The organism is Pseudomonas sp. KBW05, from assembly GCF_003852405.1.
Classification (GTDB): Bacteria; Pseudomonadota; Gammaproteobacteria; order Pseudomonadales; family Pseudomonadaceae; genus Aquipseudomonas.
In genome coordinates this window covers 14,860-38,396 of the sequence record NZ_QAJM01000001.1, presented here as the reverse complement: position 1 = coordinate 38,396, position 23,537 = coordinate 14,860, and the positions used below count along the sequence as shown (strand labels likewise).

Below are 23,537 nucleotides of genomic sequence, written 5' to 3'. Positions count from 1 at the left end.
GTCTCCTGGGAAAAGTTAGCGGGCGCTTTCGACCTGGGCCTTGAGGTTGGGCCACAGGTCGATCAGGCCGAGGTCGCGGATCGCCTGGTCGGTGAAACGGGTGGCCAGGGCCTGGCTGAAGTCGGGCTGGCTGCTGATCAACTGGTTGTCGAGGGCGTACTGGGACAGCGCGGCGAAGTGCTTGAGCAACTGCGCATCGGTCTTCGGGGCCCAGCGTTGTACCCACGGTACCGGGTCGCCTTGATCATCACGGCGCAGCACGCTTTGCGGGGTGCCGGCCAGGGACGAGAAGCGGTAGTACTCAGCGCTGTTATGCTCATCGGCCAACCATTGGCTGGCCTTGACCCAGGCGGTGGCGACCAGTTGGGTCAGTTGCGGCTGGCTATCGACAAAACGTTCGGTGCCCCACAGGTCCGAGGCCAGGCGCCAGTCAGTGTCGCCTTGCTTGCTGGACCAGAGCACCCGGCCGACCTGTTTGTCTTCCAGCAGATAGGCCTCACTGAGCAGCACGGCGGCATCGACCTTGCCTGCCGACACCGCCGCCGCACCGACCTGCGGATTGATATTGGCGATCTTGAAGTCCTTCAGCGCCAGGCCCTGGCTGGCGAGGAACTGGCTGAACGGGAACTCCCACGGCCGACCACGGTGCAGGGCCAGGCGCTTGCCCTTGAGGTCGGCGATGGACTGCGCAGGCGAATCCTTGGGCACCACCAGGTAGATGTTATTGCCGCTGCCGCCGGGCACCACCAGCTTGCCGGGCACGCCACCGGCCAGGGCGATCACCGAGGGCAGGTCACCGCGCACGGCGAAGTCCAGGCCATTGTTGGAAAAACCTTCGTTGATCTGCGGCCCGGCGTTGGCGTGGGGCAGGGCTTGCCACTCCAGGGTAACCCCGCGTTTTTGCAGTTCCTGCTGCAGCCAGCCTTCCTCGATGACGCGCCCGGGAATGCCGCCGAACACCGGCTTGCCACCCTGGGTGAACGAAACGATGCCGATGCGCACACTGCTCGGGGTGTCGGCAGCAAACACGCTCAGCGCGGGAATCAGCGCCAGTGCTGCGATCAAGCGTTTGTAGGGCAGCTTCATGGTTGTGCTCCAAAGCCGTTGTTGGCGAGATAGGCCAGGGTCACGCGGGACAGCGCCCGCACGCCCACCGGCAGCGCGTTGTCGTCCACCAGGAACTTGGGGGAGTGGTTGGGCCAGGTGTGCGCCGGGTCGATGCCGTCGGGCGTCACCCCGAGGCCGAAGAACACGCCGGGGATCTTGCGCGAGTATTCAGCGAAGTCGTCCGCCGCGTAGACGCCGGATTCGATGTCCACCGGCAGCTTGGATGAGGCCTTGAGTTGCGGCAGCAGCGCATCCACCAGCGCGCTGTTGTTGTAGCCCGCCGGGTACGTCGGGGTGATGTCGATGCTGGCACTGGCGCCGGCACTTTCGGCGATCTTGCTGGCGGTGCGCCGCAGGCGTTCGATCACGTTGTCGCGCTGGGCCTGGCTCAAGGTGCGCACGGTGCCTTCCAGGCGCACTTGCGCGGGGATGATGTTGCTGCGCACACCGGCGTCTATGCGCCCGACGGAAATCACCGGGGCCGGCAGCGCCACCAGATCCATCTGCCGGCTCGGGATGGTTTGCCAGCCCAGCACGATCTGCGCCGCCAGGGGAATCGGGTCGATCCCGGCCCAGGGGAAGGCGCCGTGGGTTTGTTCGCCGGTCACGGTGGCGACGAAGGTGTCGGCCGCTGCCGTGGTGCGCTCGCGGCTGATGGACAGCGAGCCGGACACGCCGGGCCCCACATGCAGGCCGAAAATCGCCTGCGGCGCCGGCTCGGCCAGCACGCCTTGTTCGATCATCAGGCGCGCGCCGCCTTTCTCGCCCACCGGCACGCCTTCCTCGGCGGGCTGGAAGATGAACTTGACGGTGCCAGGCAGGCTGTCCTTGTGCTTGGCCAGCACTTCGGCCACCCCCAGCACAATCGCGATGTGCGCGTCGTGGCCGCAGGCGTGCATCACGCCGACGGTCTTGCCGGCCTGGCTGAAGTCGTTGCCGCTGTAGGGCACGCTGACCGTGGAAGCGTAGGGCAGGCCGGTTTGCTCGGTGACGGGCAGCGCATCCAGCTCGGAGCGGATCGCCACCACCGGGCCGGGCTTGCCGCCGCGCAGAATCGCCACCACGCCGGTGTGGGCCACTTCGGTCTGCACCGTCAGCCCGAGTTCACGCAAACGCTTGGCCACGCGTTTGGCCGTCTCGAACTCACGGTTGCCCAGTTCGGGATGCTGGTGGATGGCATGGCGCAGTTCGATCAACTGCGGGGTGGCGCGCTGGATGTCTTGGTCCAGTTGGCTCAACCGTTGCGGGTCGAGCTCGACGGCACAGGCCAGGGGCGCGACCAACAGGGCGGCGAGCAGCGCGGGGAGGGGGCAGGTCAACTTCATGCAAAAGCCTCGGGGTTCAAACGACGAATGCCGAGGGACAACGCAGAATGCATGCCAGCCGCCCACATCCCCTGTTCTCGGGGTTTTACGGCGTTTTCGACTGGGCTTTTGCTGAATCAGCAGCGACCGATTGCTGATGGATTGCTGCTCCAGCAGCAGTGAATCTCATATGTTTTATTGGAATATTCAAATGCCAATTAATAATTATTTTATCTATGCGGCTTGGTTCACTATGGCGCCCAAGTACTTTGGAAACAGGACCGTAAGATGTCATTGCTCACCCACCCCAACGCCCGTGAACTGAGCAAAACGGTGCGGGCCACCGTACTGGTTTTCAAAGACCCGCGTTCCCAGGAACTGCTCAACCGCATCGAGCGCCTGGCGCCCAGTGAGGCCAACGCGTTGATCATCGGCGAGACCGGCACCGGCAAGGAATTGGTGGCGCGGCAGATCCACAACTTGAGTCGGCGCAGCCAGGCCAACTTTGTCGCGGTGAACTGCGGCGCGTTCCCCGAAACCCTGGTCGAGAGCGAACTGTTCGGCCATGAGAAGGGCGCCTTCACCGGCGCTACGCAGAACAAGGCCGGTTGGTTTGAAGCGGCCAACGGCGGCACCTTGTTCCTCGACGAGATCGGCGATTTGCCATTGGGCATGCAGGTCAAGTTGCTACGGGTGTTGCAGGAGCGCGAAGTGGTGCGCCTGGGCTCGCGTACGCCGATTCCGATCAATGTGCGGCTGGTGGCGGCGACCAATATCAACCTGGCGGATGCGGTGGTCGCGGGCAATTTTCGCGAGGATCTGTTTTACCGCCTGCACGTCGCAACCATCCGCCTGCCGCCGCTGCGCGAGCGCCCGGGGGACATCCTGCCGCTCACCGAGTTCTTTGTCGCCGAACACTGCCGGCGCCTGGGCTACAGCAGCGCGCAACTGAGCCCAGAGGCCGAGCGCAAGCTGTTGGCGCACAACTGGCCGGGGAATATCCGTGAGCTGGAAAACGCCATTCACCACGCGTTGCTGGTGTGCCGCCAGCAGTTGATCCAACCGGGGGATTTGCACCTGGTGGAGATGAGTGCGGCGGTGCGTCAGGAGATCCAGGCGCTACCTGCGGCAGGCGGTGACCTGGAGTCGGCGTTGATCAGTTTGTTCGAGAAGAACCTGGACAACCTGTTCGATCATATCGAGGAACAGGTGTTTCGCACGGCGTACCAGTTCTGCCATGGCAACCAGTTGCAGACCGGGCGGTTGCTGGGGATCAGCCGCAATATTGTGCGGGCGCGGTTGGAGAAGATTGGGGAATTGCCGCCGATTGGGGGGTATCCGGCAAAGGTTGAGTGACAGGCGCACGCTTACGGCCTGACTCAACACCATCCCCTGTGGGAGCGGGCTTGCTCGCGAATGCGGTGGATCAGTCGAAATATAGGTGACTGATACTCCGCATTCGCGAGCAAGCCCGCTCCCACACAAGCCAGCTCCCACATTTTTGTATGTGTCAGGCCTGATGTTCCCCTAGCAACTCGGCGCGCAACTGCGCCTTCAACCCATGCAACTCTGGCGACAGATGATCTCTCGGATGGGGCAAACCCACCGCAATCTCCCGCCGAATCTTGCCCGGATGCGCCTGCATCACGATCACCCGATCCCCCAGGTACAGCGCCTCTTCGATGTCATGGGTGACCATGATGACCGTGCACCGCTGCTTGACCCAGATGCGTTGCAGTTCCTGTTGCAGGTATACCCGGGTCAGGGCATCCAGGGCGCCCAGGGGTTCGTCGAGCAACAGCACTTTTGGCGTGTTGATCAACGCGCGGGCGATGGCGGCGCGTTGGGCCATGCCGCCGGAGAGTTGGTGCGGGTAGGCGTCGGCAAAGCCTTCGAGGTTGACCTTGGCGATGTGCTCGTCCACCAACTGCTGCTTGGCCTTGGCGCTCAGGCGGTGGTTTTTCAGGGCGAGGGCGATGTTCTGGCTGACGGTCATCCACGGGAATAAACGATGGTCCTGGAACACGATGCCACGGTCGAGGCTGGTGCCGGTCACGGGTTGGCCGTCGAGGAGGATCTGACCGCTGTAGTCGTTGTCCAGGCCGAGGATCAAGCGCAGCAAGGTGGATTTGCCGCAGCCACTGGGGCCGACGATGCTGACAAACTCGCCGGGGGCAACCGTCAGGTCGATGCCATCGAGCACGGCCAGGCGCTGGCCCTTGAGGTTGTAGTCCTTGCTCAGCCCTTTGATTTCAAGGGCGCCGGGCAGGATGTGGGGTGTCAGGGAAACAATGTCCGGTGCGATTGCAGTCATGTCCAAGCCTTCCAGAATCAGGGGCGCCAGCGCAGCAGGTAGCGGCTCAGGCAGGTGAATAACAGGCTCATGCCGTAGCCCAGGGCGGCAATGCTGATCACGCACAGCAAGATGATCTCCATGCGCGCGCCGGCTTCGGCATTCATCATCAGGTTGCCCAGCCCGGGGCCGGCAGAGAGGAACAGTTCGCTGCCCACCGCTGTGACCCAGGCGAAGGCAATCGCTTGCAGCACGCCGGTACACAGGCTTGGCAGTGCCGACGGCAGCAGCACCAGGGCAAAACGTTGGCGGCGGTTGAGGACCAGGGCCTGGGCGACTTCCAGGTGGCGCGCGTCCACCTGGCGCAAGCCTTCGAAGGTGTTGAGGGCCATCGGGTAGCTGGCGGCGAGGGCGATGATCAGCACCTTGGAGCTTTCGCCGTTGCCGAACCACAGCGCGATCAAGGGAATCCAGGCGAGCATCGGCACTTGCCGCAGGCTATGGAACAGCGGTGCAATCAAGCGCTCGCCCCACGCGGACAACGCCATGCTGGCGCCAAGCACGGTCCCGGCAAGCACGCCAAACAGCAGGCCCTGGCTGGTGCGCAGCAGGCTGGCGAGCAGGTTGGTCAGCAGCTCGCCGTTGCCGACAATCTCCACCAAGCCAGCCACCACCTGCGCCAACGGCACCACGGCGTACGCGCCGCTGGCACCCTGGCGCGAGGCATATTCCCAGGCGGCCAGCAACAGCAGGGGCAGCAGCGCGCCACGGGTGTGGTGCAACAGGCGCTTCATGGCACCACCCGCGTCGGTTGCCAGCGTTGCAAGCGGCGCTCAAGGCGACGTAGGGACCAGTCGAGGGCGAAGCCGACCAGGCCGGTGACCACGATGCCGACCATCACCACGTCGATGCGCAACATCTGCCGCGCCATCTCGATCATCTGCCCCAGGCCGCTGTCGGCCGCCAGCAGTTCGGCGGCGATCAGCACCACCCAGGCGCGGGTCAGGCCGATGCGCAGGCCGGTGACCATCTGCGGCGTCACGGCTGGCAGCGCCACCGCCCTGACCAGGCTCAGCCAGGGCAGGCGATACACCGCCGCCACCTCGAAATAGCTGCGGGGAATGCCCTTGACGCCCTGGCTGGTGGCCAACGCCAGCGGAAAAAACGCGGCCTCGGCAACGATGACGATCTTGAAAATTTCATCGATGCCGAACACCAGCACCAGCAAAGGAATCAAGGCCAGGCTGGGGATCTGCCGCAGGCTATGGAACAGCGGCCCGCAATAGGCTTCCATGGTTTTCGACAACCCCATCAGCAAGCCGAACAGCAGCCCGCTCGCTGCACCAATGGCCAGACCCCAGCCCAGGCGGCCGAGGCTGGTGAGCAAGTGGTCCAGCAGTTCGCCATTTGCCAGCAGCAGTTCAAAGGTGCGCCACACCTGGGCGGGCGGCACCAGCAACTGCCGGGGGAATACCCCGGCCGCCGCGACGCCGGCCCACAGGGCAAGCAAGGCCAGCGGCGAAATAAGCCAAGAGAGCCGGGACGCAAGCGCCGGCAGTGAGGGTTGGGGCATGGGGATACTCTTATCAGTCTGCTTCAGGCGATTAGTGCAGCTTGTATGCCAAGGCCCAAGGCCCGGCAAACACGGGTGAAGGAGGGCAGCCGCGCTGCTGCAAGGGCAACGCGTTGCTGGTGCACTGCTGCTACAGCAGCAGTCAGGCCGCGACCGGCACGTGGCGCCGTGCCGTATACCAGGTCGCCGCGATCACCAGGATCAGCAGCGCCCAGCACATAAACAGAGGGCCGAGGCCGATCAGGTAACTGATCACACCGCCCGCCATGGCTCCGACAAAACCGCCGGCCATGGAGGCGAGCTGGAACAGCCCCGACACCTTGCTCTTGTCCTGTACCTGCTGGCTGAGTTGGTTCATGTTCAGCAGGTGCAACGCGGCGGCCGCAAGGCTCAGCAGAACCCCCGCCAGGGCTAGCCAGACAAAGTCCCGACTCAGCCCGATCAGCAGCAGCGCCGCTATGCCAAACAGCAGGCTCACGCCATAGGCCAAGCCCTGGCTGAGGTGACGCAGCGCGTACCCCAGGCCAAACAGCGCCAGCACCGCGCCGATCCCTTCAATCACCACCAACGCCACCGCACGGTCCTGAGACAGGCCCGCCTCCTGTAGCGCATAGAGGATGATGAAGGTGCTGAACACCGAGGTGGTCGCGCTGTTCAGCGCCTCCATGGCGCACGGCTCGCGGATCTCTCGATGCCCCAGTAGCCCACGGGCTTCGCTGAACATGTCCGCCAGGTTGAGCGCAGGCGCGCGCTCGCTGGGCGGTTCACCTTCCCAGAAGCTCAGGCTGTACACCGCCATCGCGCCAAAGCACAGGCTGATCAGCACAAACGCCCAGTGAAACTGGCCCTCGCCGCTGAACTGGTTGCCCAGCAGCGGCCCCAGCAAGCCCAGGCCCAGGGTCAAGGCGCCGCGGTACCAGCCGGCCTTGCTCAGCCCCAGGTGCTTGAGTTCGCGCAGGAAGGCGCTGTTCATCGCCACGATGCGAAACGGGATGAACAACCCGATCAGCCACTGCGCCAGCGCCAGCCACAGCCAACCGCTGAATAGCGGGATCAGCAGGTTGACCAGCATCGGGCCAAGGCTCGACGCAAAGTAGATCGGCTTGGCGCCATAGCGGGCGATCACGAAACCCGCAGGCAGGGTGAGAAACACCATCCCCAAGGATTCCATCGCCGAGATAATCCCCACCTGCATGGCGTTCGCCCCCAACGACAGGGCGTACAAGGTGGTGACGATCTTGGCCATGCCGATGGTGGCGCCGCTGAACGTGGCCAGCAGCATGAAGTTGACCAGGAATCCCGGGCGCGAGGTCTTCACGGGCATCCTCAGAACTTCGCCGTCACGGTCACACCGGCGGTGCGCGGGTCACCGAACGATGCCCAATACGGCGCGCTGCCACGGTTGAGGGAGATGCCGTGGTTCTGGTACTGCTTGTCGGTGAGGTTATTGACGAAGCCGGTGATGTTGTACTTCTCATCGGCGGTGGTGTAGCTCAGGTGCGCATTGCTGACGGTGTAGCCACCCTGGTTGAGCCAGGTCCACTGCGACTGCTGGTACGCCGAGATGAAGTACTCCTTGCTCTGGTAACGCAGGTCGCCGCCCAGGACCAGGGCGCCTGGAATATCCAGCGGGAACCGGTAGTCGGCGCCCAGCGCGTAGGTGTGGCGTGGCGCGCGGATAAAGCTGTTGCCTTTCCACAGGTCGCCGGTGAACTCGCTGGAAAACACCGAGGCGGCCAGTTGCAGGTGCAGGTTGTCGGTGGCCTGGGCTTCCAGTTCGAACTCCGCACCACGCGCCGTGCCTTCGGCGCCATTGGTGAGCAACGACACCAGGCTGCCGCTGGCGGTGGTGGTGGTAGCGCTGACCTGCATGTCCTTGTAGTCGTAGTAGAAGACGTTGGCGTTGGCGTGTACCCGACCGTTGAACCACTCGGACTTGAGCCCCAGTTCGTAGGAATTGAGGGTTTCCGGCTGCACCGTGCTCAACTGCTCCAGGCTGCTGGACAAACCGGTGTTGAACGCCCCCGAGCGGAAGCCCTTGGCATAACGGGCATACACCCGCAGGTTGTCGTTGATGCGGTATTCCGGAGTCAGGTCGTAGGTCACCGCGCTCCAGGTCTTGTTGCGCTTGGCATTGCCGTTGGTGGTGATGCCGGCGCCGGTCACGTCCACCGGGTTTTGCAGGGAGCCCGAGTCCCACCAGTCGCCGTTGAAGTTGCTGCCGGTGGTTTGTACCAGGTCCAGGTCGATGGCTTTTTTCTCGCGGGTCCAACGCAGGCCGCCGGTAACGGTGAACTGGTCGGTGAAGTCGTAGGCCAGGTTGCCGAACAACGCGTAGCTGGTGTTTTTATGGCTGAATGAGGTGCCGGTATAGCTGGCCTCGGACGCGCCTTCATCCGGCAAGGCCGAGGTGGCACCGGCGCTTTGCAGGTCTTCGTGGAAGAAGTGCGTGCCGAGGATCCAGCGCAGGGTCTCGCTGGTGGGCGAGGCAACACGGAATTCCTGGGAGTACTGGCGCCAGCGGTTATTGGTGTAGTTGCGCCCGCTTTCCACCGGCGACAGGTCATCATCGCTGATGCTGCGTTGCTTGGTTTCGTCGTAGGCGCTGATCGAGGTGAGGCGGTAGTCGCCCAGGTCGTAGTTGAGGGTCAGGGCCGTGCCGGCGTGTTCGATCTTCGATTTATTGTCGACGTTGCTGTCGATGTAACGCCGGTCCGGGTTGCTGCGGTTATAGCCGCCCAGCCAGGGGAAGCTGCCCACCGGCAACAGGCCCGCTGCGGTGCCGCGGGTCTGGCTGTCGTGCAGGGTCCACAGTGCGGTGAGGTCGGGGTTGAGCTTGGCGAGGAATTGCAGGCGCACGGCTTTGTTGTCGACGCGGTCGTAATCCTTGTCGTCATAGACGTTCTTGATAAAGCCGTCGCGCTCCTTGGAATACAGCGAGACGCGCGCGGCCAGGCGGTCTTCCACCAGGGTGCCGCCGATGGCGCCATTGACGATTTTCTCGTTCTTGCTGCCGTAGCCGAGGGTGGCGTAGCCGTCGTTCTCAAAGCTCGGTTTTTTGGTCAGGATGTTCACCGCGCCACCGGTGGTGTTCTTGCCATACAGCGTGCCTTGCGGGCCGCGCAGGATCTCGATGCGGTCCAGGTCGAACAGCGGGTCGCCGCCGGCCAGCGGCGCGTTGAGGTACACATCGTCGACGTACACGCCCACCGGGAACACCGTGGCGGCGCCCTGGTCGCCAGTGCCCACGCCGCGAATGTACCAGCGCGGCCGTGCATCGCCGTCCGGGTTGTTGGCCTGGGCGTTGGGCACGAACTTGAGGGCCTTGCCGATGTAGTCGGTGCCGGTCTGGCCGAGGCTTTCGCCGGACACGGCGCTGACCGCGTTGGCGATGTCCTGCACGCTTTCTTCGCGGCGCTGGGCGGTGACCGTCACCGACTTGAGGGTGGGCGCGCTGTCGTCGGCGGCGGGCGTTTGTTCCTGTGCCATTGCGGGCAGGCTGTGCAGCGTGCCGGTCAATGCCGTGGCCAGCCATAGGCTGTGGGTGATCCTGTTGATGCGGTACATAACCCCTCCGAAAGTAATGGTGCTGGTACTTTTCGGTCTGCTTAAGTTGTCTTTTAAGTGCGCTGCAAACCTTGAAAGCTACAGCGCTATAGCAGGGCCTGTGCCAAGTTTTATATTGTTGATAATTAAGGATTTTATTTGTATTTGCGCAAGGTGTTGCTGCCCCAGCAGCAGCCGGTCAGCAAGGGGCTGTTTGCGGGTGAGCAGGCGGGCTTTTCCATGGGCGAAAAAAAGGCCGGCAAGCCGGCCAAGGTGCGCGACATGAAACTAGACGGACAAGCGTGAAGTGGCACCGAGGACACTTTCCAGCACGCTGAAATCAATCCAGTCACGCACATCGAAACGCCGTGGGATGAACTGCCAGCGATGGAGGAAATCGGTGAAGTCCTGCAACGCCAGGATCGACTGTTCATCGAGCATGGTGCGCAGGCGCCGATGGGCATCTTCGCCATAGGCCGTGGCCACCCAGTACTCGCTGGTGTTGAGTTCGCGGGCGAGGAACTGGCGGGTCTTCTCGGGGTTGGCCCAGGCCCATTGCTCGGCGCGCAGCACGCAGTCGACGATGGTTTTCGCGGCGTCGAAGTGATGCTCGCGCAAATGCCCGTCCACGGTGAGTGTGCGCGGCGTGCCGTTGTTGGAACGGATCATCGGGTCGGGGTGGGAGCCGGTGTCGATCACCACATGCAGGCCGAACTCGGCAGCCAGTTGCACGGCGTGGGCGCCCTTGAGAAAGATCGCGTCGATGTCGCCGCGCAGCAGGCCGATCAGCTCGTTGTTGCGCCGTTGCGCGCGGTTGAAACCGAACGACACCTGGGCGCCGTGGACGTGGCGCATCTGTTCATCGCTGTAGGTGCCGCCGTAGGGGTAGTCCACCAGGTCCACGTCGCTGACGCTCATGCCTTCCAGTTTCAGCGCATTTTCCAGGCCGCGCAGGGCTTGGGCGCGGGTGAAGTCGATCTGCACGTTGGCCCACTTGGGGATGCCGAAGCGGCGGTGCTTGAGGTCGCGCACGGTTTTGACCCCGCTTTCAACGGTGGTCAGGATCAACTGCACTTCGTCGCTCCACGACAACCCCAGCAGGCGCGTGTCGCCGCCGTTGGCGTAGGCCCAGATCGCCGGAATGTTGCCGCCGTGGCGCACGGAATTGGGCAGGTGATGGTCGTAATGGGCTTCGCGGATATCCCGCTCGCTGGACTCGCGCAGGGCCTGGATATTGGTGCCCGAAGGCAGGAACGCCTCGGCCAGGCGCCCTGATTCCACAGCGATGCCGAGGCCGGTCGGCACCGGGCTGTGGGTGTACCAGAGGGTGTCGAGAGAAGGTGTGCTCATGGTCATCCTGTTCAGCGCGAAGGGCGGTCTTGCACCAGCGGCAATACTTCCTGGCCGATGCGCAGGGCTTCTTCCAGGTGTGGGTTGCTGGCGAGGATAAAGGTCGAGAAACCCGCGTCACGGTACTCGGCCAGGCGTTCGGCGACGTTTTCATGGCTGCCTACCAGGCCCACGGTGGGGCCGGGCTTGGCCTTGGCAAAGCCGGCCCACAGGTTGGGGCCGATAATCAGGTCTTCAAAGCGGTCGACATTCTGGTGATAGGCGGTCTGGCGTGCGGCGCCCACCGAATCCGAGCCGCCGACAAAGGCCTTGGCCTCGTTGCTGCCGCGATTGCCCACGGCGTCGAACTGGCGACGCAAGTCGCGCCAGGCGGCTTCTTCGGTTTCCCGGGCGAACAAGTCCACACGCAGGCCGAAGCGCACTTCGCGGCCTTGTTGCGCGGCGCGCTCGCGAACCCGGTCCATGTGCGGCTGGAGCTTGTCCAACGGCTCGGCCCAGTTCAGGTACACGTCGGCGTGCTTGGCGGCGACGTCCAGCGCAGGCTCGGAGAAGCCGGAAAAGTACACGCCGGGTTTGCGTTCGGCGCGCAGGCCGGGGGGCAGTGAACCGTTCTCCAGCTGGTAGACCTGGCCCTCATAGGAGAACGTCTCGTGCTCCCACAGGCCCTGAATGATGTCGAGAAATTCGCCGGTGCGCCGGTAGCGCTGGTCATGTTCGAGGAAATCGCCCTGGGCGCGCTGGCTGGCCGGGTTGCCGCCGGTGATGATGTTCCAGTCCAGGCGCCCGTGGCTCAGGTGTTGCAGGATCGCGGCCTGCTGCGCGGCGTAGGCGGGCAGGGTCCACGTGGCCTGGAACGCCACCAGGAAACGAATGCGCCGGGTCTCGCGGGCCAGCGCCGCGGCGACGATCCACGGCTCCGGGCCGGTGGGCAACAACGCACCTTCGAAGCCGGCCAGCTCGGCGGCCTTGGCCACCTGCGCGATGTAGTCGATGTAGGTGAAGCCATCCGGCTCGCCGTTGGGCCGATGGCCTGGCGCGATATGCCCAGGGCTGCGGTTGAAGCTGCCGCGGTTGTGCAGGTCTGTACTCAGTTGCTGGCCGTCGGTGCCCAGGGGCAACCGCCAGAAAAACTCCGTGCTCATACAGGCTCCCGAAAGGAAATGGAAAACGTTGCAGAGGCTGATAGCAACGCCCATGCCAGTCCCCCAGGGCGGCGTAATCGCAGGCTCGATCCGGCGGTGAGCAGGGCCGGGTGCTGCTGTGGCAGCAGTCGGTCAGCAGTGGTTGCTGGGGAGACAACATCCGCGCGGCGTACATGCCCCGGATCACGGGCCTGTGGCGGCTGGCACAACTCGTGCTGAGAGCTGAGAGATGGAGTAACCCATTTCCTGATTCTGGAGTTCATCAAGTGAGCCAGCCTGCCCCGTTGAGTGAAGCCCTGCTGCACCAGGTCGAACAGACCAAGCGTGATACCGCGAAGATTTTCAAGGTGCTCAAGGACACCCGCACCTTGACCGCCACCAACACCTTCCAGGCCCATGTGCGGGTGCCGGGCAGCGACTTGCTGATCGTCGTGGCCACGCCTGGCCCGTGGGACGATGACCAGAGCATCCGTGCGGTGGTCGCGAGCTACGACGGCGTGGTGCATCTGGATGAATACCTGGCGCCGGGCCAGCCCCTGAGCGCCAGCCGCCAGGGCGGTGGTGGCCGCCGTTATGCGGCGACCTTTCGCGGCGCGCCGCAGGTCAACGTGGTGATCCATGTGCACACGCCGTACCTGGGAGGTTATGCGGCGGCGCATCGGGTGTTCCCGCTCAACTATGCTGCGGCACAACGGGTAACGCTGGCCCGCGAGCTGCCGGTGTACATCGACCGGCGTCAGCCTGAAGCCGAGTTTATCCTGGATGTGCTCACCGCCAACCCGCACACGCCAGCGGTGCTGGAAGCCAATGGCGGCGCGACGTTCTTTGGGCCGGCCCTGTTGCAATCGGCTGAATGGATCTTGCTGTTTGAAGAGGGCGCTTACTTCCAGGCACTGGGGGAAAACCTCGGGGGCGTGCGGCCGTTCGGTGAAGGTGTTTTGGAGCAGCAATGGCGCATGACCGGGTTGTGGGAGCAGGGGCGCACGTTGGTTGCACCGGTGCGATGACCTAACGCTTCGGGGTTAACAACAGGGGGTTATCGTCACCGCCGCAGGGTGAACCTAGACTTACCGCACGTTCTTCACTCGACAATCAAGAGTAAAAACATGCGTTTACGAGATCTGGGTATCACCATCGGCGACGGCAAACCGGGGGCGTTCAACGCCATCACTGACGTTCCCGGCGTGCGCGTCGGCCATCACACCCTCAATGCCGAGCACGCCGACCGTTCCATGCACACCGGTGTGACCGTCATCGAACCGCGTGCGGTTGCCGCGCACCTGGCGCCGTGTTTTGCCGGTGTGCACGTGCTCAATGGCAACGGCGACGCCACGGGCCTGGAGTGGATTCGCGAAGCCGGCCTGTTGACCACGCCCATCGCCTACACCAATACCCACAGCGTCGGCGTGGTGCGTGATGCGCTGGTCGCCGCCGAGCGTGAGATGGGCCAGCAGCACACCTACTGGTGCATGCCCGTGGTGCTGGAAACCTATGACGGCATCCTCAGTGATATCTGGGACCAGCACGTGACGGCCGAGCATGTCCACGCAGCGCTGCGTGACGCCCGTAGCGGTGCTGTGCAGGAAGGTTGTGTGGGCGGTGGCACCGGCATGATCTGCCATGAATTCAAGGGCGGTATCGGCACGTCGTCACGGGTACTGAGCGAGGAGGAGGGCGGTTGGACCGTCGGCGTGCTGGTGCAGGCCAACTACGGCGCGCGCGGCGCATTGCGGGTGGCGGGTTACCCGGTTGGCAGCGTGTTGCGCGAGGTGCCTTCGCCTTACGACGGCCCGGTGAATGTCGGCGTGCCAGGCATGGGCTCCATCGTGATTACCCTGGCGACGGATGCGCCGTTACTGCCGCACCAATGCACACGCCTGGCCCAGCGGGCGAGCATCGGTTTGGCACGGGTGGGTGGCGGCACCGAAGACGACAGTGGCGATATTTTCATCGCGTTCTCGGTGGGCAACAACGGCTTGCCGGTGGCCAACCTGGGGCAGCCAGGGGCGCCGACGACGGCGTTGCAGATGGTCAACAACGACTATATCTCGGCGTTGTTTGTCGCGGCGGCGGACGCGGTTGAAGAAGCGATCCTCAACGCCATGCTGGCCGCCAACGACTTGCACGGCCGGGGCAAGACCGCCCTGGCCCTCAAGCCCGAGCAACTGCTGGCGGCGCTGAAACAGGTCGGCTGGGCGCCTCACTCCTGAGCTTGCAGGAACAGCAGGAACAGCTCGGACTGGGACTTGATCCCCAGCTTGTTGTACAGGTGCCGGCGGTGCACCTTAACCGTCTCGGCCGAGATCGCCAGCTTGCGCGCGATCTCTTTGTTCGAACAGCCACTGAGCATCAACTGGGCCACCTCGGTTTCGCGGCTGGTCAGGGTTGAGCTGATGTGCAACCCGGGGGAATCCACGCGTTCCTGCCAGTCGGTTGCGGCTTCTGGCACGCGCTTGAAGCCCTGTTCAAAGAGGCAACGCTGGCGCATCAGCCCGGCGACCCATGGCTGGATCAACCCGAGCAACGCGAAGTGTTCGTGGCTGAAGCGTGTGCTGCTGCCGAGGGACAGGCTCAGGGTGCGCTCGGCGTCGAGTTGCACATTGAAGTGGATCTCGTCGGCGACGATGTTGAGGCGGAAGTAGCGCTGATAATAGTCGGTCTGCTCAAAGCATTCCGGGGCGACATCATCCAACTGGAACAAGCCGCTTTGCGGCGCTTCGCGATTGGCCAGGTAAAACGGGTCGAGCAAGTACAAGCCCTTGAGATAGTCCTGGAACAGCGAGTCGCTGGCGCTTTCCTGCGCCGGTGACTCGGCCAGCAACTGCGGGCGCCCTGCGCTGAATATCAACACCACCCAGTTGTCCATCGGCACATAACGCCCGAGCAGGCGCGTGAGTGACGTCCAGAAATTCGGCCGGTCCAGCGTCTCGATCAGCCGGCCGACGGCGTCATGCCAGGCCAGGTCCTGCAAGGTCAGGTGCATCTCGCTACCCATTCGGGGTTACCCCATCGAAGTGATTTTGTGCCATGGGGGTACGGCCCATACTCGTTGCCAGCTTACTGTGCACAAGGATCCACGATGAAGATCGAACTCATGCAACTGGCCGGCCGCGACGGCGACACTGCTTATAACCTGCGACGCGCCCTGGAAGCCATCGCCACGTGTGGCGCGGACACCGACTTGCTGGTGTTTCCTGAAACCCATTTGATGGGCTTTGTCGCCGGCGAACAATTGGCCGAGGTGGCGCAGCCCCTTGACGGCCCGGCGTTGCGTGCCATCCAACAGGCCGCCCGCGAGCGTGATGTGGCGGTGGTCATCGGTCTGGTCGAGAGCGATGCCGGCGTACACTACAACACCTCGGTGCTGGTCACGCCCGAGGGCATTGCATTGCGTTATCGCAAGACCCATCTGTGGCCTTCCGAGCGCGGCGACATCACCCCCGGCGACCGTCTTGTCACGGCGCTGTGGAAGGGCATCCGCGTCGGCATCCTGATTTGCTACGACATCGAACTGCCGGAAACCGCCCGCGCCCTGGCCCAGTTGGGGGCCGAGCTGATCATCGTCACCAACGGCAATATGGACCCCTATGGCCCGGTGCACCGCACCGCCATCATGGCCCGCGCCCAGGAAAACCAGCTATTCAGCGTGATGGTCAACCGCGTCGGCGAGGGCGACGACGGCCTGGTATTTGCCGGTGGCAGCGCCGCCATCGACCCGTTCGGCCGCCCGTTGTTCGAGGCTGGACGCGACGAAACCCGGCAGGTCGTGACCCTGGACCTGACGCAACTCGACGCCGCCCGCGCGGACTACCACTACCTCAATGATCGTCGCCTGCACCTGAGCGGCGAGAGCGTGCAGCATGCCGATGGACGCCGCGAACTGCTGCTGCGCTGATCGATCTTGCCCAACCCAAACAATAATCGGGCGGCAACGCCCAGGAGTGCTCGATGATCCTGACTCGATACGTACGATGGGGCCTGGCCTGCTTGATCAGTGGCGCGGTGACCTGCGCCCAGGCACAAGAACCGAAGGTCAATATCTACAACTGGTACGACTTTATCGCCCCTGACACGCTGAAAACTTTCCAGGCGCAGACCGGCATACACAGCGCGTACGACGTGTTCGACAACAGTGAAGTCATGCAGAGCAAACTCATGGCCGGCCGCAGTGGCTACGACGTGGTGGTGGCCACCGGCGACCTGCTGCCCAACCTGATCAAGGCGGGCGTGCTCAAGGAGCTGGATCGCGCGCAGTTGCCCAACGCAACCCACCTTGACCCGACCATCCTGGCCAAGGTGCAGAGCAACGACCCCGGCAATCGCTACGCCGTGCCGTACCTGTGGGGCACCACGGGCATCGGCTACGACGTGGAAAAAGTCCGCGCCATCCTCGGCGCCGACGCACCGGTCAACTCCTGGGAGCTGATTTTCAACGAAGACAACCTCGCCAAGCTGGACACCTGCGGCGTGGCCATGCTCGATGCACCGGGCGAAATCATCCCCATCGCCCTGCATTACCTGGGCCTGCCCTACAACAGCCAGAACCCGGACGACTACCAGAAAGCCCAGGCACTGCTGCTGAAACTGCGCCCGCATATCCGCTACTTCGACTCATCGCGGTTCATCACCGACCTGGCCAATGGCAACATCTGCGCGGTGGTCGGCTGGGCCGGCGGCGTGATGGACGCCAAGAAAGCCGCCGATGCAGCGGGCAGTGGCCGACAGATCCAGTACAGCATCCCCAAGGAAGGCGCGCCGGTTTGGGTTGAAAGCCTGGTGCTGCTCAACGATGCGCCGAACCCCGAGCAGGGGCTGGCGTTTATCGACTATATGCTGCGTCCGCAGGTGATTGCGCAGACGTCCAACTACCTCAGTTACGCCAATGCGAACAAGGACGCCACTGCATTGTTGGATGAGCGGGTGCGGGATAATCCCGGGGTTTATCCGGCGAAAGTGGTGTTGGATACGCTGTTTCCGCTGGAGCCGCTGCCGCTCAAGTTGGAGCGGGTGCGCACGCGGGTTTGGAGCAAGGTGAAGAGTGGGACTTGAGGTGCATTATTGTTAAGTGGAACTGCTCGCGCTCGGTTTCAAGTCACAGCGGCCTGCCTCACCTTACGACTCAATCCCGGTGTCTTACCCGTAATGCGCTTGAATGCACGACTGAAAGCGGCCTGCGATGTGTAGCCCAAACGCTGCGCCACCTCTTCAATCGGTAGCCTTTCGAGAGTCAGCCACTGGCTCGCAAGCCGCATGCGCAGTTCGGTGACATAGCGCAGCGGGGTCATGCCAATCGTCACCTGGAAGCGGTCGGCGAAGACCGAGCGTGAGGTGTTGCAGTGCGCCGCCAACTGCGCAACGGTCCAGTCGCGGCCCGGTTGCTGATGCAGCGCAAGCAAGGCTCCGGCCAAGCGTGGATCGCGCAAGGCGGCGACCAGGCCTGAGGCATTGCCGCAGGCGCATTCCACCCAGCCGCGAACGACCATGGCCGCCACCACGTCGGCCAAACGCGCGAGGATACCGGCGAAGCCGACACGCGCGGCGCTGACCTCGCGTTCCATGGTGCTCAGGATCGGTACCAGGCCGGGGTAACGCTGGCCGCCGGCATCAATCAGCATCAGGCCCGGCATCAGCTTGCCCAGGCCATGGATGCTGCCCAGTTCAAACTCCATGCAACCACTGAACACAATAGTGCTCGGCGTGGCACTGGCATCGGCGCCGGTAGCCACTGCGCTGACGGTGTCACCGAGAGGGGCGCCGTCCAGATGGTTGATGTCCAGAACAGGCGCGTCTGGATGTGAAAGCAGTTGATGGGCCGCGCCATGGGAGATGAACACGGCGTTGCCGGCAGACAGCTCGTAAGGGGTGCCATCCTCCATGCGCAGCAGCGCATTGCCGACGGCGATGAAGTGGAACCAGGCGTGCCCAGGTTTTTCCGTGAAGCCCAAGCCGAAGGTAGGGCCGGCCTGGATACGCCGGTATTCGACACCGCGCAGGCGCATGCCGCGCAACAGTTCGTTGATGAGGTCCGAGGAGAGAGCAAACTGATCTGCAGGCATCGTTCAGGTGTTTTAGTCAAAAAGTCGAGATTTTCAATCATAGATCATCCGGAATCCGGCGCCTAGACTTCGGTTCGTCATGAAGATTGGGAGATCCGTACGATGACCGATTGTGTCTGTAATGCCGTACCCGACCGCCATCCTGGCGTCGGTTTGGATGTAGAACCTGCGACCCCCGCGTGGATGGCCGTGTTTTCGTTGGCAATGGGCGTGTTCGGCTTACTCACCGCCGAGTACCTTCCGGCCAGTTTGTTGACGCTGATGGCGACTGACCTGGGCGTGTCCGAAGCGCTGGCTGGCCAGGCGGTAACGGTGACGGCAGTCGTCGCGCTGTTCGCCGGTTTGCTGGTGCCAGGCCTGACCCGTGGCATCGACCGGCGTTGGGTGTTGCTGGGGTTTTCCACGTTGATGGTTGCTTCCAATCTATTGGTCGCCGTTTCTTCCAGCTTCGCGGTGCTGTTGTTGATGCGCATCTTGCTGGGTATCGCCCTTGGCGGGTTCTGGAGCATGGCGGCGGCGGTTGCGATGCGGTTGGTGCCGAGTGCGCTATTGCCCCGGGCGCTTTCGATCATTTTTAGCGGGATTGCCATCGGCACGGTCGTTGCCGTGCCCCTGGGCAGCTATCTGGGCGGGCTTTACGGCTGGCGCAGTGCGTTCTTTGCCGCGGCGGCGGTCGGCATGGTGACCCTGGCGTTTCAGTCGTTCACCCTGCCGCGCCTCGCGCCGCGTCGGCCGGCAAGGCTGCGCACTGTTTTAGAGGTGTTGCAGCGCCCAGGCATCGCCATGGGGATGTTCGGTTGTGTGCTGGTGCACAGCGGGCACTTCGCGATGTTCACCTATGTTCGGCCCTTCCTCGAAGGCACTACCGGCATTGGCGCGCAAGGGCTGTCACTGATGTTGCTGGGGTTCGGTGTGGCCAACTTCGTCGGCACGCTGTTGGCCGGCAGGCTGCTGGAGCGCCACCCGCTGGCCACTTTGGTGTTGATGCCTGCACTGGTCGGCGTTGCCGCACTTGCGTTGGTGCTGTTGCCGGCCTCGTTGCCGGGGCAGGCGATACTCCTGGCGATCTGGGGCCTGGCCTTTGGTGGGGTGCCGGTGGCGTGGTCGAACTGGGTGGCCAGTGCGGTACCCGATCAGGCCGAAAGCGCCGGAGGCATGGTGGTGGCCTCCGTGCAGTCCGCCATCGCGACAGGCGCCGCCGCTGGTGGTGCCGTGTTCAGCTTCGGTGGCAGCGCAGGCGTATTCGTCGCCGCGGCCGTGTTGATGTTGCTGGCCGCGCTGCTGATTGCGCTGCGGGTCCGCGTCCCTTCTGCCCATGCCGTTCGCCAATCCAAACCCGCATTGCACCTTTGATTCGATTAGCCAAATCGCTTTGATCCCATCCGTAATCAGGAATTAACCGATGAACAATACGACGTCTCACCAAGGACGCCTCAAATCGTTGCGCGCGGCAGGTATCGGCAATGCGCTCGAATGGTTTGACTGGACCCTGTACGCAACCTTTTCGGTGTACCTGGCCAGCAATCTGTTCGACAAGAGCGATGCGCGCTCGGCGATGCTCGCGACCCTCGCTGTGTTTGCGGGTGGCTTTGTCGCACGCCCTATCGGCGGATGGTTGTTTGGCCGACTGAGCGACCGGCTGGGGCGTCGGACCATCATGGTGCTTACCATGCTGCTGCTTGCGCTCAGCAGTATGGGCATCGCGCTTATTCCGGACTACTCGAGCATCGGCCTGTATGCATCCGGCGCGCTGCTGTTTTTCCGGCTGATGCAGGGGCTCGCTCATGGTGGCGAGACAGGGGTCTCCTACACCTATGTCGCCGAGATCGCCCCCAGCAAACATCGTGGCTTATGGTCGAGTTCGGTGTATGTGGGGGTGACGTTCGGGGTGATGGCGGCGACGGCCGTGGCGGCGACACTCACCTGGCTGCTGGGCGCGCAAGCCATGGGTGACTACGGCTGGCGGATAGGCTTCGCCCTGGGTGGCGTGCTGGGTATTTACGCGTTGTTCTTGCGCCGCGGTGCGCAGGAATCCCATGTGTTTGTCGCGCAGCAGGGGCAAGCGCGGCCGCCGCGCAAGCTGTCCACGGGGGAGATGCTACGTGTGGCCCGTAACATCGTCATGCTTGCGGCGGCCGCCAATGTCACTTACTACGCCTGGGTCACGTTCGGCGCGTCGACGGCGATTGCCCAAGGCATGGACTCTACGGGTGCCTATGTCGCCAGTCTTCTCGCGCAGATCCTTTGTGTGTGCTGGTTGCCGGTCTGCGGAATGTTGTCCGATCGGGTAGGGCGCCGCCCCATGGTCATCGCCTGGGGCCTGGGCGTGATCGTACTGACCTATCCCATCTCGATTATGGTGACCACTGAACCCTACACGCTGTTCTTGGCCCAGGTGCTGGGGCTCGGCGCCTGGTCGTTGATCGCGGCGATTTTCCCCGCGGTGCTCTCCGAGCAGGTGCCTACCCAGGCACGGGCCCAGGGCGTCGGCTTGGTCTCATCGGTGTCAGTGGCGATCTTTGGCGGCACGGCTCCCTATCTGCACAGCTACCTGAGCGGCGCCGACCTTGGCTATCTGTACGTCAGCTATGTCATCGGGTTGGGCGTAGTCACCGTCCTGGCAGGATTTCTGATCGACGAAACGGCGGGCATCGACCTCGCGCACATCGAGGCCCCTGGCGCTCGAGTCAGCGTCAATACCCTGGCTGGCCGAACCGCCGAATAAAGGAGTACGAATCAATGAATTCCACAGACCTCAAAAAACTCGCTGCACGCGGTGAACGTCCCGGCGCCAGCGTGACCGTCAGCCAGACGTCAGGACCACGTCAGGCCGCACGCGAGACCTGGGTTGAAGTCCCTTCAGCATCAGGCCCGGCGGCTGCCTGGTGTTATTCGGATCGACGCGCCTATCGCCCGGGTGATTCGGTTTGCCTGTATCTGTCGTCGAACTGCCCGCAAGTGCGGCTCAGGATCTATCGCGATGGCGCCATTGCCCACACGCTGCATACCACCGACAGCCTTGACGCAAGATTCCACCCCCTGCCTGAACGCGCCTATGAGCATGGCTGCCAATGGCCCGTCTTCATGCAATGGTCAATCCCGACGGATGCCGAGCAGGGTGGTTATATCGTCGAAGTACAGGACGGCGCTGGCAGCGTCCTCGGGCATCATCTGTTTATCGTCAAGGCGCTGCGCAAGCGTGCCGATGCCTTGGTACTCGTCGCGGCCACCTCGACATGGGCCGCGTACAACGACTGGGGCGGTGCCAATCATTACTTTGGCCTTCACCCCGGCACGCCGCGTGGCCGCTCACCGTTGCTGTCGGCACAGCGCCCCTGGGCGCGAGGGCAGGTGTGGCTGCCGGACGACGCGCCACGTTGCGTCAACGCCACCCGGCCCGGCCAGCCTGGGCCGGCGCGCTATGAGTTCATCGAATGGGCTGGCCTTAACGGTTACGCCAAGTACTACGCGCTGGCGGGGTGGGCTTCTTTCGAGAGACCCTTTGTGGTCTGGGCCGAACAGCAAGGTTATACGGTGCATATCCTGACCCAGGACGATGTGCATCACGACCCGCACGCGCTGGAGGGCTACGCCTGCGCCGTCTTTGTTGGGCACGACGAGTACTGGACGCGGGAAATGCGCGACCATGTCGACGCCTTTGTCGAGGAGGGCGGCAAGGTCGCGCGATTCGCCGGCAATTTTATGTGGCAGATTCGCCTGGAGGACGAGGGGCGGCGGCAGGTGGCCTACAAGTACGATGCCGGCGCGCTCGATCCTGTGGCGGCTACCGAGCCTCATCGGCTAACGGGAGCCTGGGAAGACCCGCGGGTAAATCACCCCGGGGCATCGACGTTCGGGGTGAATGCGCTGCGCGGGATATACGCCAGCTTTGGCGCAATGGCACCGCGCAACCCGCGTGGATATACGGTGTTCAGGCCTGAGCACTGGGCATTTACCGGGACGGGCCTTGGCTACGCGGACATGTTCGGGGACGAAGCCAACATCTTTGGCTATGAAGTGGACGGCCTCGACTACACGTTCATCGACGGCCTTCCAGAACCGCTCGGCACAGACGGGGCGCCCAGCGCACTGCAAATTCTCGCCATGGGCTGGGCGACCAATGCCGAGCACGGCCGGTCCGAGGACGTCTATTCATTCATGCTCGGCGACGGCGATGCGCGGTTTCGTGCTTCCATCCTGGCGCCCGACCTTAGCGACGCCAGCATCGCATTGCACAGCCGTGGGGCCGGCATGATGGTGCACTTCCACAAAGGTCGAGGTGAGGTTTTTACTGCCGCCACGTGCGAATGGGTACATGGGCTCATGCAGGCAGACATTTACACCGTGATGATCACAAGAAATGTACTCGAGCGTTTCTTGATTGAACGCGAGGGCTGAGTGATCTGCCCTCATTTATCAACGACTGATCAGGGTGATTACAGACAAACGAGCGTACTCGCGTCAGTTCGCCAGGCCTGCTTTTTCCAGCACCTTGTCCAGCCACGATTGGTCCAGTGCGCCCGTAGCGATCTCTGCCTTGACCGCCTCTTCATGCGCCTCGTGCTCACGTGCCTTTTCCAGCACCTGTTCTGCGACATCCTGAGGGAACGCGACGATGCCGTCCTCGTCCGCGACGATGATGTCACCGGGTGAGATGATCATGCCGCCAATCGATACCGGTACGTTGATTTCGCCTGGGCCAGTTTTGTACGGGCCGCAGTGAACAACCGCCCGGGCATAGCAAGGGCTGGACTTGAAGCTATCAACATCGCGTATCGCCCCGTCGACGATGAAGCCCACACAGCCGCGCTGCTCTGCGTAGAGCTTGATCAATTCGCCGATGACCGCATTATTGGTGTCACCCTGGGCATCGATGACCAGCACATGGCCGGGTTCAATCAGGGTTAATGCCTTGTAGATGAACAGGTTGTCACCTGGGCGGGTTTTCACGGTCAGCGCAGTACCGATAATCTTGCCCGAGGAGTTGTAGCGAGTAAGCCCACGCGCGCCGATGTGTCGACCGAGGTTGTCGCTGATGTGCGGCGTGACGACCGATTGGAACGATTCGATCACATGGGCAGGGGCGAGTGTTGGCGACGGCAGGATACGAGACCCGGGTAACTGCATGACAATCTCCTGAATGATTTAAACCAGCGGGGTAGGCAC

General features: G+C 63.3%; 21 protein-coding genes. 9 read left to right on the top strand and 12 right to left on the bottom strand.

What is annotated here, in order from left to right; genetic code table 11:
• Positions 1-15: 15 nt before the first annotated feature.
• Both DBR46_RS00165 and DBR46_RS00160 read right to left on the bottom strand, forming a co-directional pair.
• Complete coding sequence (locus DBR46_RS00165) at positions 16-1,086, bottom strand: ABC transporter substrate-binding protein (RefSeq protein WP_124524471.1); 1,071 nt, start codon at positions 1,084-1,086, stop codon at positions 16-18.
• Positions 1,083-2,432 carry an amidohydrolase gene (locus DBR46_RS00160; RefSeq protein WP_124524470.1) on the bottom strand — a complete coding sequence of 450 codons (1,350 nt, stop codon included), beginning with the start codon at positions 2,430-2,432 and terminating at the stop codon, positions 1,083-1,085. Before DBR46_RS00160 ends, DBR46_RS00165 begins: the two co-directional genes overlap by 4 nt.
• Before the next feature lie 267 nt (positions 2,433-2,699).
• On the opposite strand from DBR46_RS00160, the gene DBR46_RS00155 reads away from it, so the two are divergent.
• Positions 2,700-3,767 (top strand): sigma-54-dependent Fis family transcriptional regulator, encoded by a 1,068-nt coding sequence (locus DBR46_RS00155; protein WP_124524469.1) that lies wholly within the window; start codon positions 2,700-2,702, stop codon positions 3,765-3,767.
• 154 nt (positions 3,768-3,921) lie between these two features.
• Here the strand turns inward: DBR46_RS00155 and DBR46_RS00150 are convergent, their stop codons facing one another.
• The 5 genes from DBR46_RS00150 to DBR46_RS00130 all read right to left on the bottom strand — a co-directional run bounded on the left by DBR46_RS00150 (position 3,922) and on the right by DBR46_RS00130 (position 9,844).
• On the bottom strand, positions 3,922-4,725 hold the full coding sequence (locus tag DBR46_RS00150; protein WP_124524468.1) for an ABC transporter ATP-binding protein: 804 nt from the start codon (positions 4,723-4,725) through the stop codon (positions 3,922-3,924).
• A 17-nt stretch (positions 4,726-4,742) separates the two neighbouring features.
• The gene (locus tag DBR46_RS00145) at positions 4,743-5,498 is read right to left on the bottom strand and encodes an ABC transporter permease (protein WP_124524467.1); all 756 of its coding nucleotides are present in this window, start codon (positions 5,496-5,498) and stop codon (positions 4,743-4,745) included.
• On the bottom strand, positions 5,495-6,277 hold the full coding sequence (locus DBR46_RS00140; RefSeq protein WP_124524466.1) for an ABC transporter permease: 783 nt from the start codon (positions 6,275-6,277) through the stop codon (positions 5,495-5,497). Before DBR46_RS00140 ends, DBR46_RS00145 begins: the two co-directional genes overlap by 4 nt.
• Before the next feature lie 142 nt (positions 6,278-6,419).
• Complete coding sequence (locus DBR46_RS00135) at positions 6,420-7,601, bottom strand: MFS transporter (RefSeq protein WP_124524465.1); 1,182 nt, start codon at positions 7,599-7,601, stop codon at positions 6,420-6,422.
• 2 nt (positions 7,602-7,603) lie between these two features.
• Positions 7,604-9,844 carry a TonB-dependent receptor gene (locus tag DBR46_RS00130; protein ID WP_124524464.1) on the bottom strand — a complete coding sequence of 747 codons (2,241 nt, stop codon included), beginning with the start codon at positions 9,842-9,844 and terminating at the stop codon, positions 7,604-7,606.
• Between the two features lie 144 nt (positions 9,845-9,988).
• Here DBR46_RS00130 and DBR46_RS30185 point away from each other — a divergent pair, with 144 nt between their 5' ends.
• Positions 9,989-10,129: a hypothetical protein gene (locus tag DBR46_RS30185; protein WP_158619141.1), complete on the top strand. Its 141-nt coding sequence runs from the start codon at positions 9,989-9,991 to the stop codon at positions 10,127-10,129.
• Here DBR46_RS30185 and DBR46_RS00125 read toward each other — a convergent pair.
• Together DBR46_RS00125 and DBR46_RS00120 are read right to left on the bottom strand one after the other, a co-directional pair.
• Positions 10,112-11,173 (bottom strand): ABC transporter substrate-binding protein, encoded by a 1,062-nt coding sequence (locus tag DBR46_RS00125; protein WP_124524463.1) that lies wholly within the window; start codon positions 11,171-11,173, stop codon positions 10,112-10,114. The two genes, DBR46_RS30185 and DBR46_RS00125, sit on opposite strands and share 18 nt — an antisense overlap.
• A gap of 11 nt (positions 11,174-11,184) precedes the next feature.
• Positions 11,185-12,315 (bottom strand): LLM class flavin-dependent oxidoreductase, encoded by a 1,131-nt coding sequence (locus DBR46_RS00120; protein ID WP_124524462.1) that lies wholly within the window; start codon positions 12,313-12,315, stop codon positions 11,185-11,187.
• Between the two features lie 266 nt (positions 12,316-12,581).
• Between DBR46_RS00120 and DBR46_RS00115 the strand changes: the two genes are divergently transcribed.
• Both DBR46_RS00115 and DBR46_RS00110 read left to right on the top strand, forming a co-directional pair.
• Positions 12,582-13,322 carry a class II aldolase/adducin family protein gene (locus DBR46_RS00115; protein WP_124524461.1) on the top strand — a complete coding sequence of 247 codons (741 nt, stop codon included), beginning with the start codon at positions 12,582-12,584 and terminating at the stop codon, positions 13,320-13,322.
• Positions 13,323-13,421: 99 nt separating this feature from the next.
• Entirely contained in the window at positions 13,422-14,525 is a 1,104-nt protein-coding gene (locus DBR46_RS00110; RefSeq protein WP_124524460.1) for a P1 family peptidase, read from the top strand.
• On the opposite strand, the gene DBR46_RS00105 is transcribed toward DBR46_RS00110, so the two are convergent.
• Positions 14,516-15,298 carry a helix-turn-helix transcriptional regulator gene (locus DBR46_RS00105; protein ID WP_124524613.1) on the bottom strand — a complete coding sequence of 261 codons (783 nt, stop codon included), beginning with the start codon at positions 15,296-15,298 and terminating at the stop codon, positions 14,516-14,518. The two genes, DBR46_RS00110 and DBR46_RS00105, sit on opposite strands and share 10 nt — an antisense overlap.
• A 96-nt stretch (positions 15,299-15,394) precedes the next feature.
• Here DBR46_RS00105 and DBR46_RS00100 point away from each other — a divergent pair, with 96 nt between their 5' ends.
• Together DBR46_RS00100 and DBR46_RS00095 are read left to right on the top strand one after the other, a co-directional pair.
• Positions 15,395-16,210 (top strand): carbon-nitrogen hydrolase family protein, encoded by an 816-nt coding sequence (locus DBR46_RS00100; RefSeq protein WP_124524459.1) that lies wholly within the window; start codon positions 15,395-15,397, stop codon positions 16,208-16,210.
• Positions 16,211-16,263: 53 nt separating this feature from the next.
• Positions 16,264-17,364 (top strand): extracellular solute-binding protein, encoded by a 1,101-nt coding sequence (locus DBR46_RS00095; RefSeq protein ID WP_124524458.1) that lies wholly within the window; start codon positions 16,264-16,266, stop codon positions 17,362-17,364.
• A 38-nt stretch (positions 17,365-17,402) separates the two neighbouring features.
• On the opposite strand, the gene DBR46_RS00090 is transcribed toward DBR46_RS00095, so the two are convergent.
• Complete coding sequence (locus tag DBR46_RS00090) at positions 17,403-18,371, bottom strand: AraC family transcriptional regulator (protein ID WP_124524457.1); 969 nt, start codon at positions 18,369-18,371, stop codon at positions 17,403-17,405.
• A 102-nt stretch (positions 18,372-18,473) separates the two neighbouring features.
• Between DBR46_RS00090 and DBR46_RS00085 the strand changes: the two genes are divergently transcribed.
• The 3 genes from DBR46_RS00085 to DBR46_RS00075 are packed head-to-tail and all read left to right on the top strand — an operon-like array spanning position 18,474 to position 22,769.
• Positions 18,474-19,724, top strand: coding sequence for an MFS transporter (locus tag DBR46_RS00085; protein ID WP_124524456.1), 1,251 nt, complete (start codon positions 18,474-18,476; stop codon positions 19,722-19,724).
• Positions 19,725-19,773: 49 nt separating this feature from the next.
• Positions 19,774-21,096, top strand: a complete 1,323-nt coding sequence (locus DBR46_RS00080) for an MFS transporter (protein ID WP_124524455.1) — start codon at positions 19,774-19,776, stop codon at positions 21,094-21,096.
• Positions 21,097-21,110: 14 nt separating this feature from the next.
• Positions 21,111-22,769, top strand: a complete 1,659-nt coding sequence (locus tag DBR46_RS00075; protein ID WP_124524454.1) for a N,N-dimethylformamidase beta subunit family domain-containing protein — start codon at positions 21,111-21,113, stop codon at positions 22,767-22,769.
• Between the two features lie 63 nt (positions 22,770-22,832).
• Here DBR46_RS00075 and DBR46_RS00070 read toward each other — a convergent pair whose 3' ends face one another.
• Entirely contained in the window at positions 22,833-23,498 is a 666-nt protein-coding gene (locus DBR46_RS00070; protein ID WP_124524453.1) for an RraA family protein, read from the bottom strand.
• Positions 23,499-23,537: the final 39 nt, after the last annotated feature.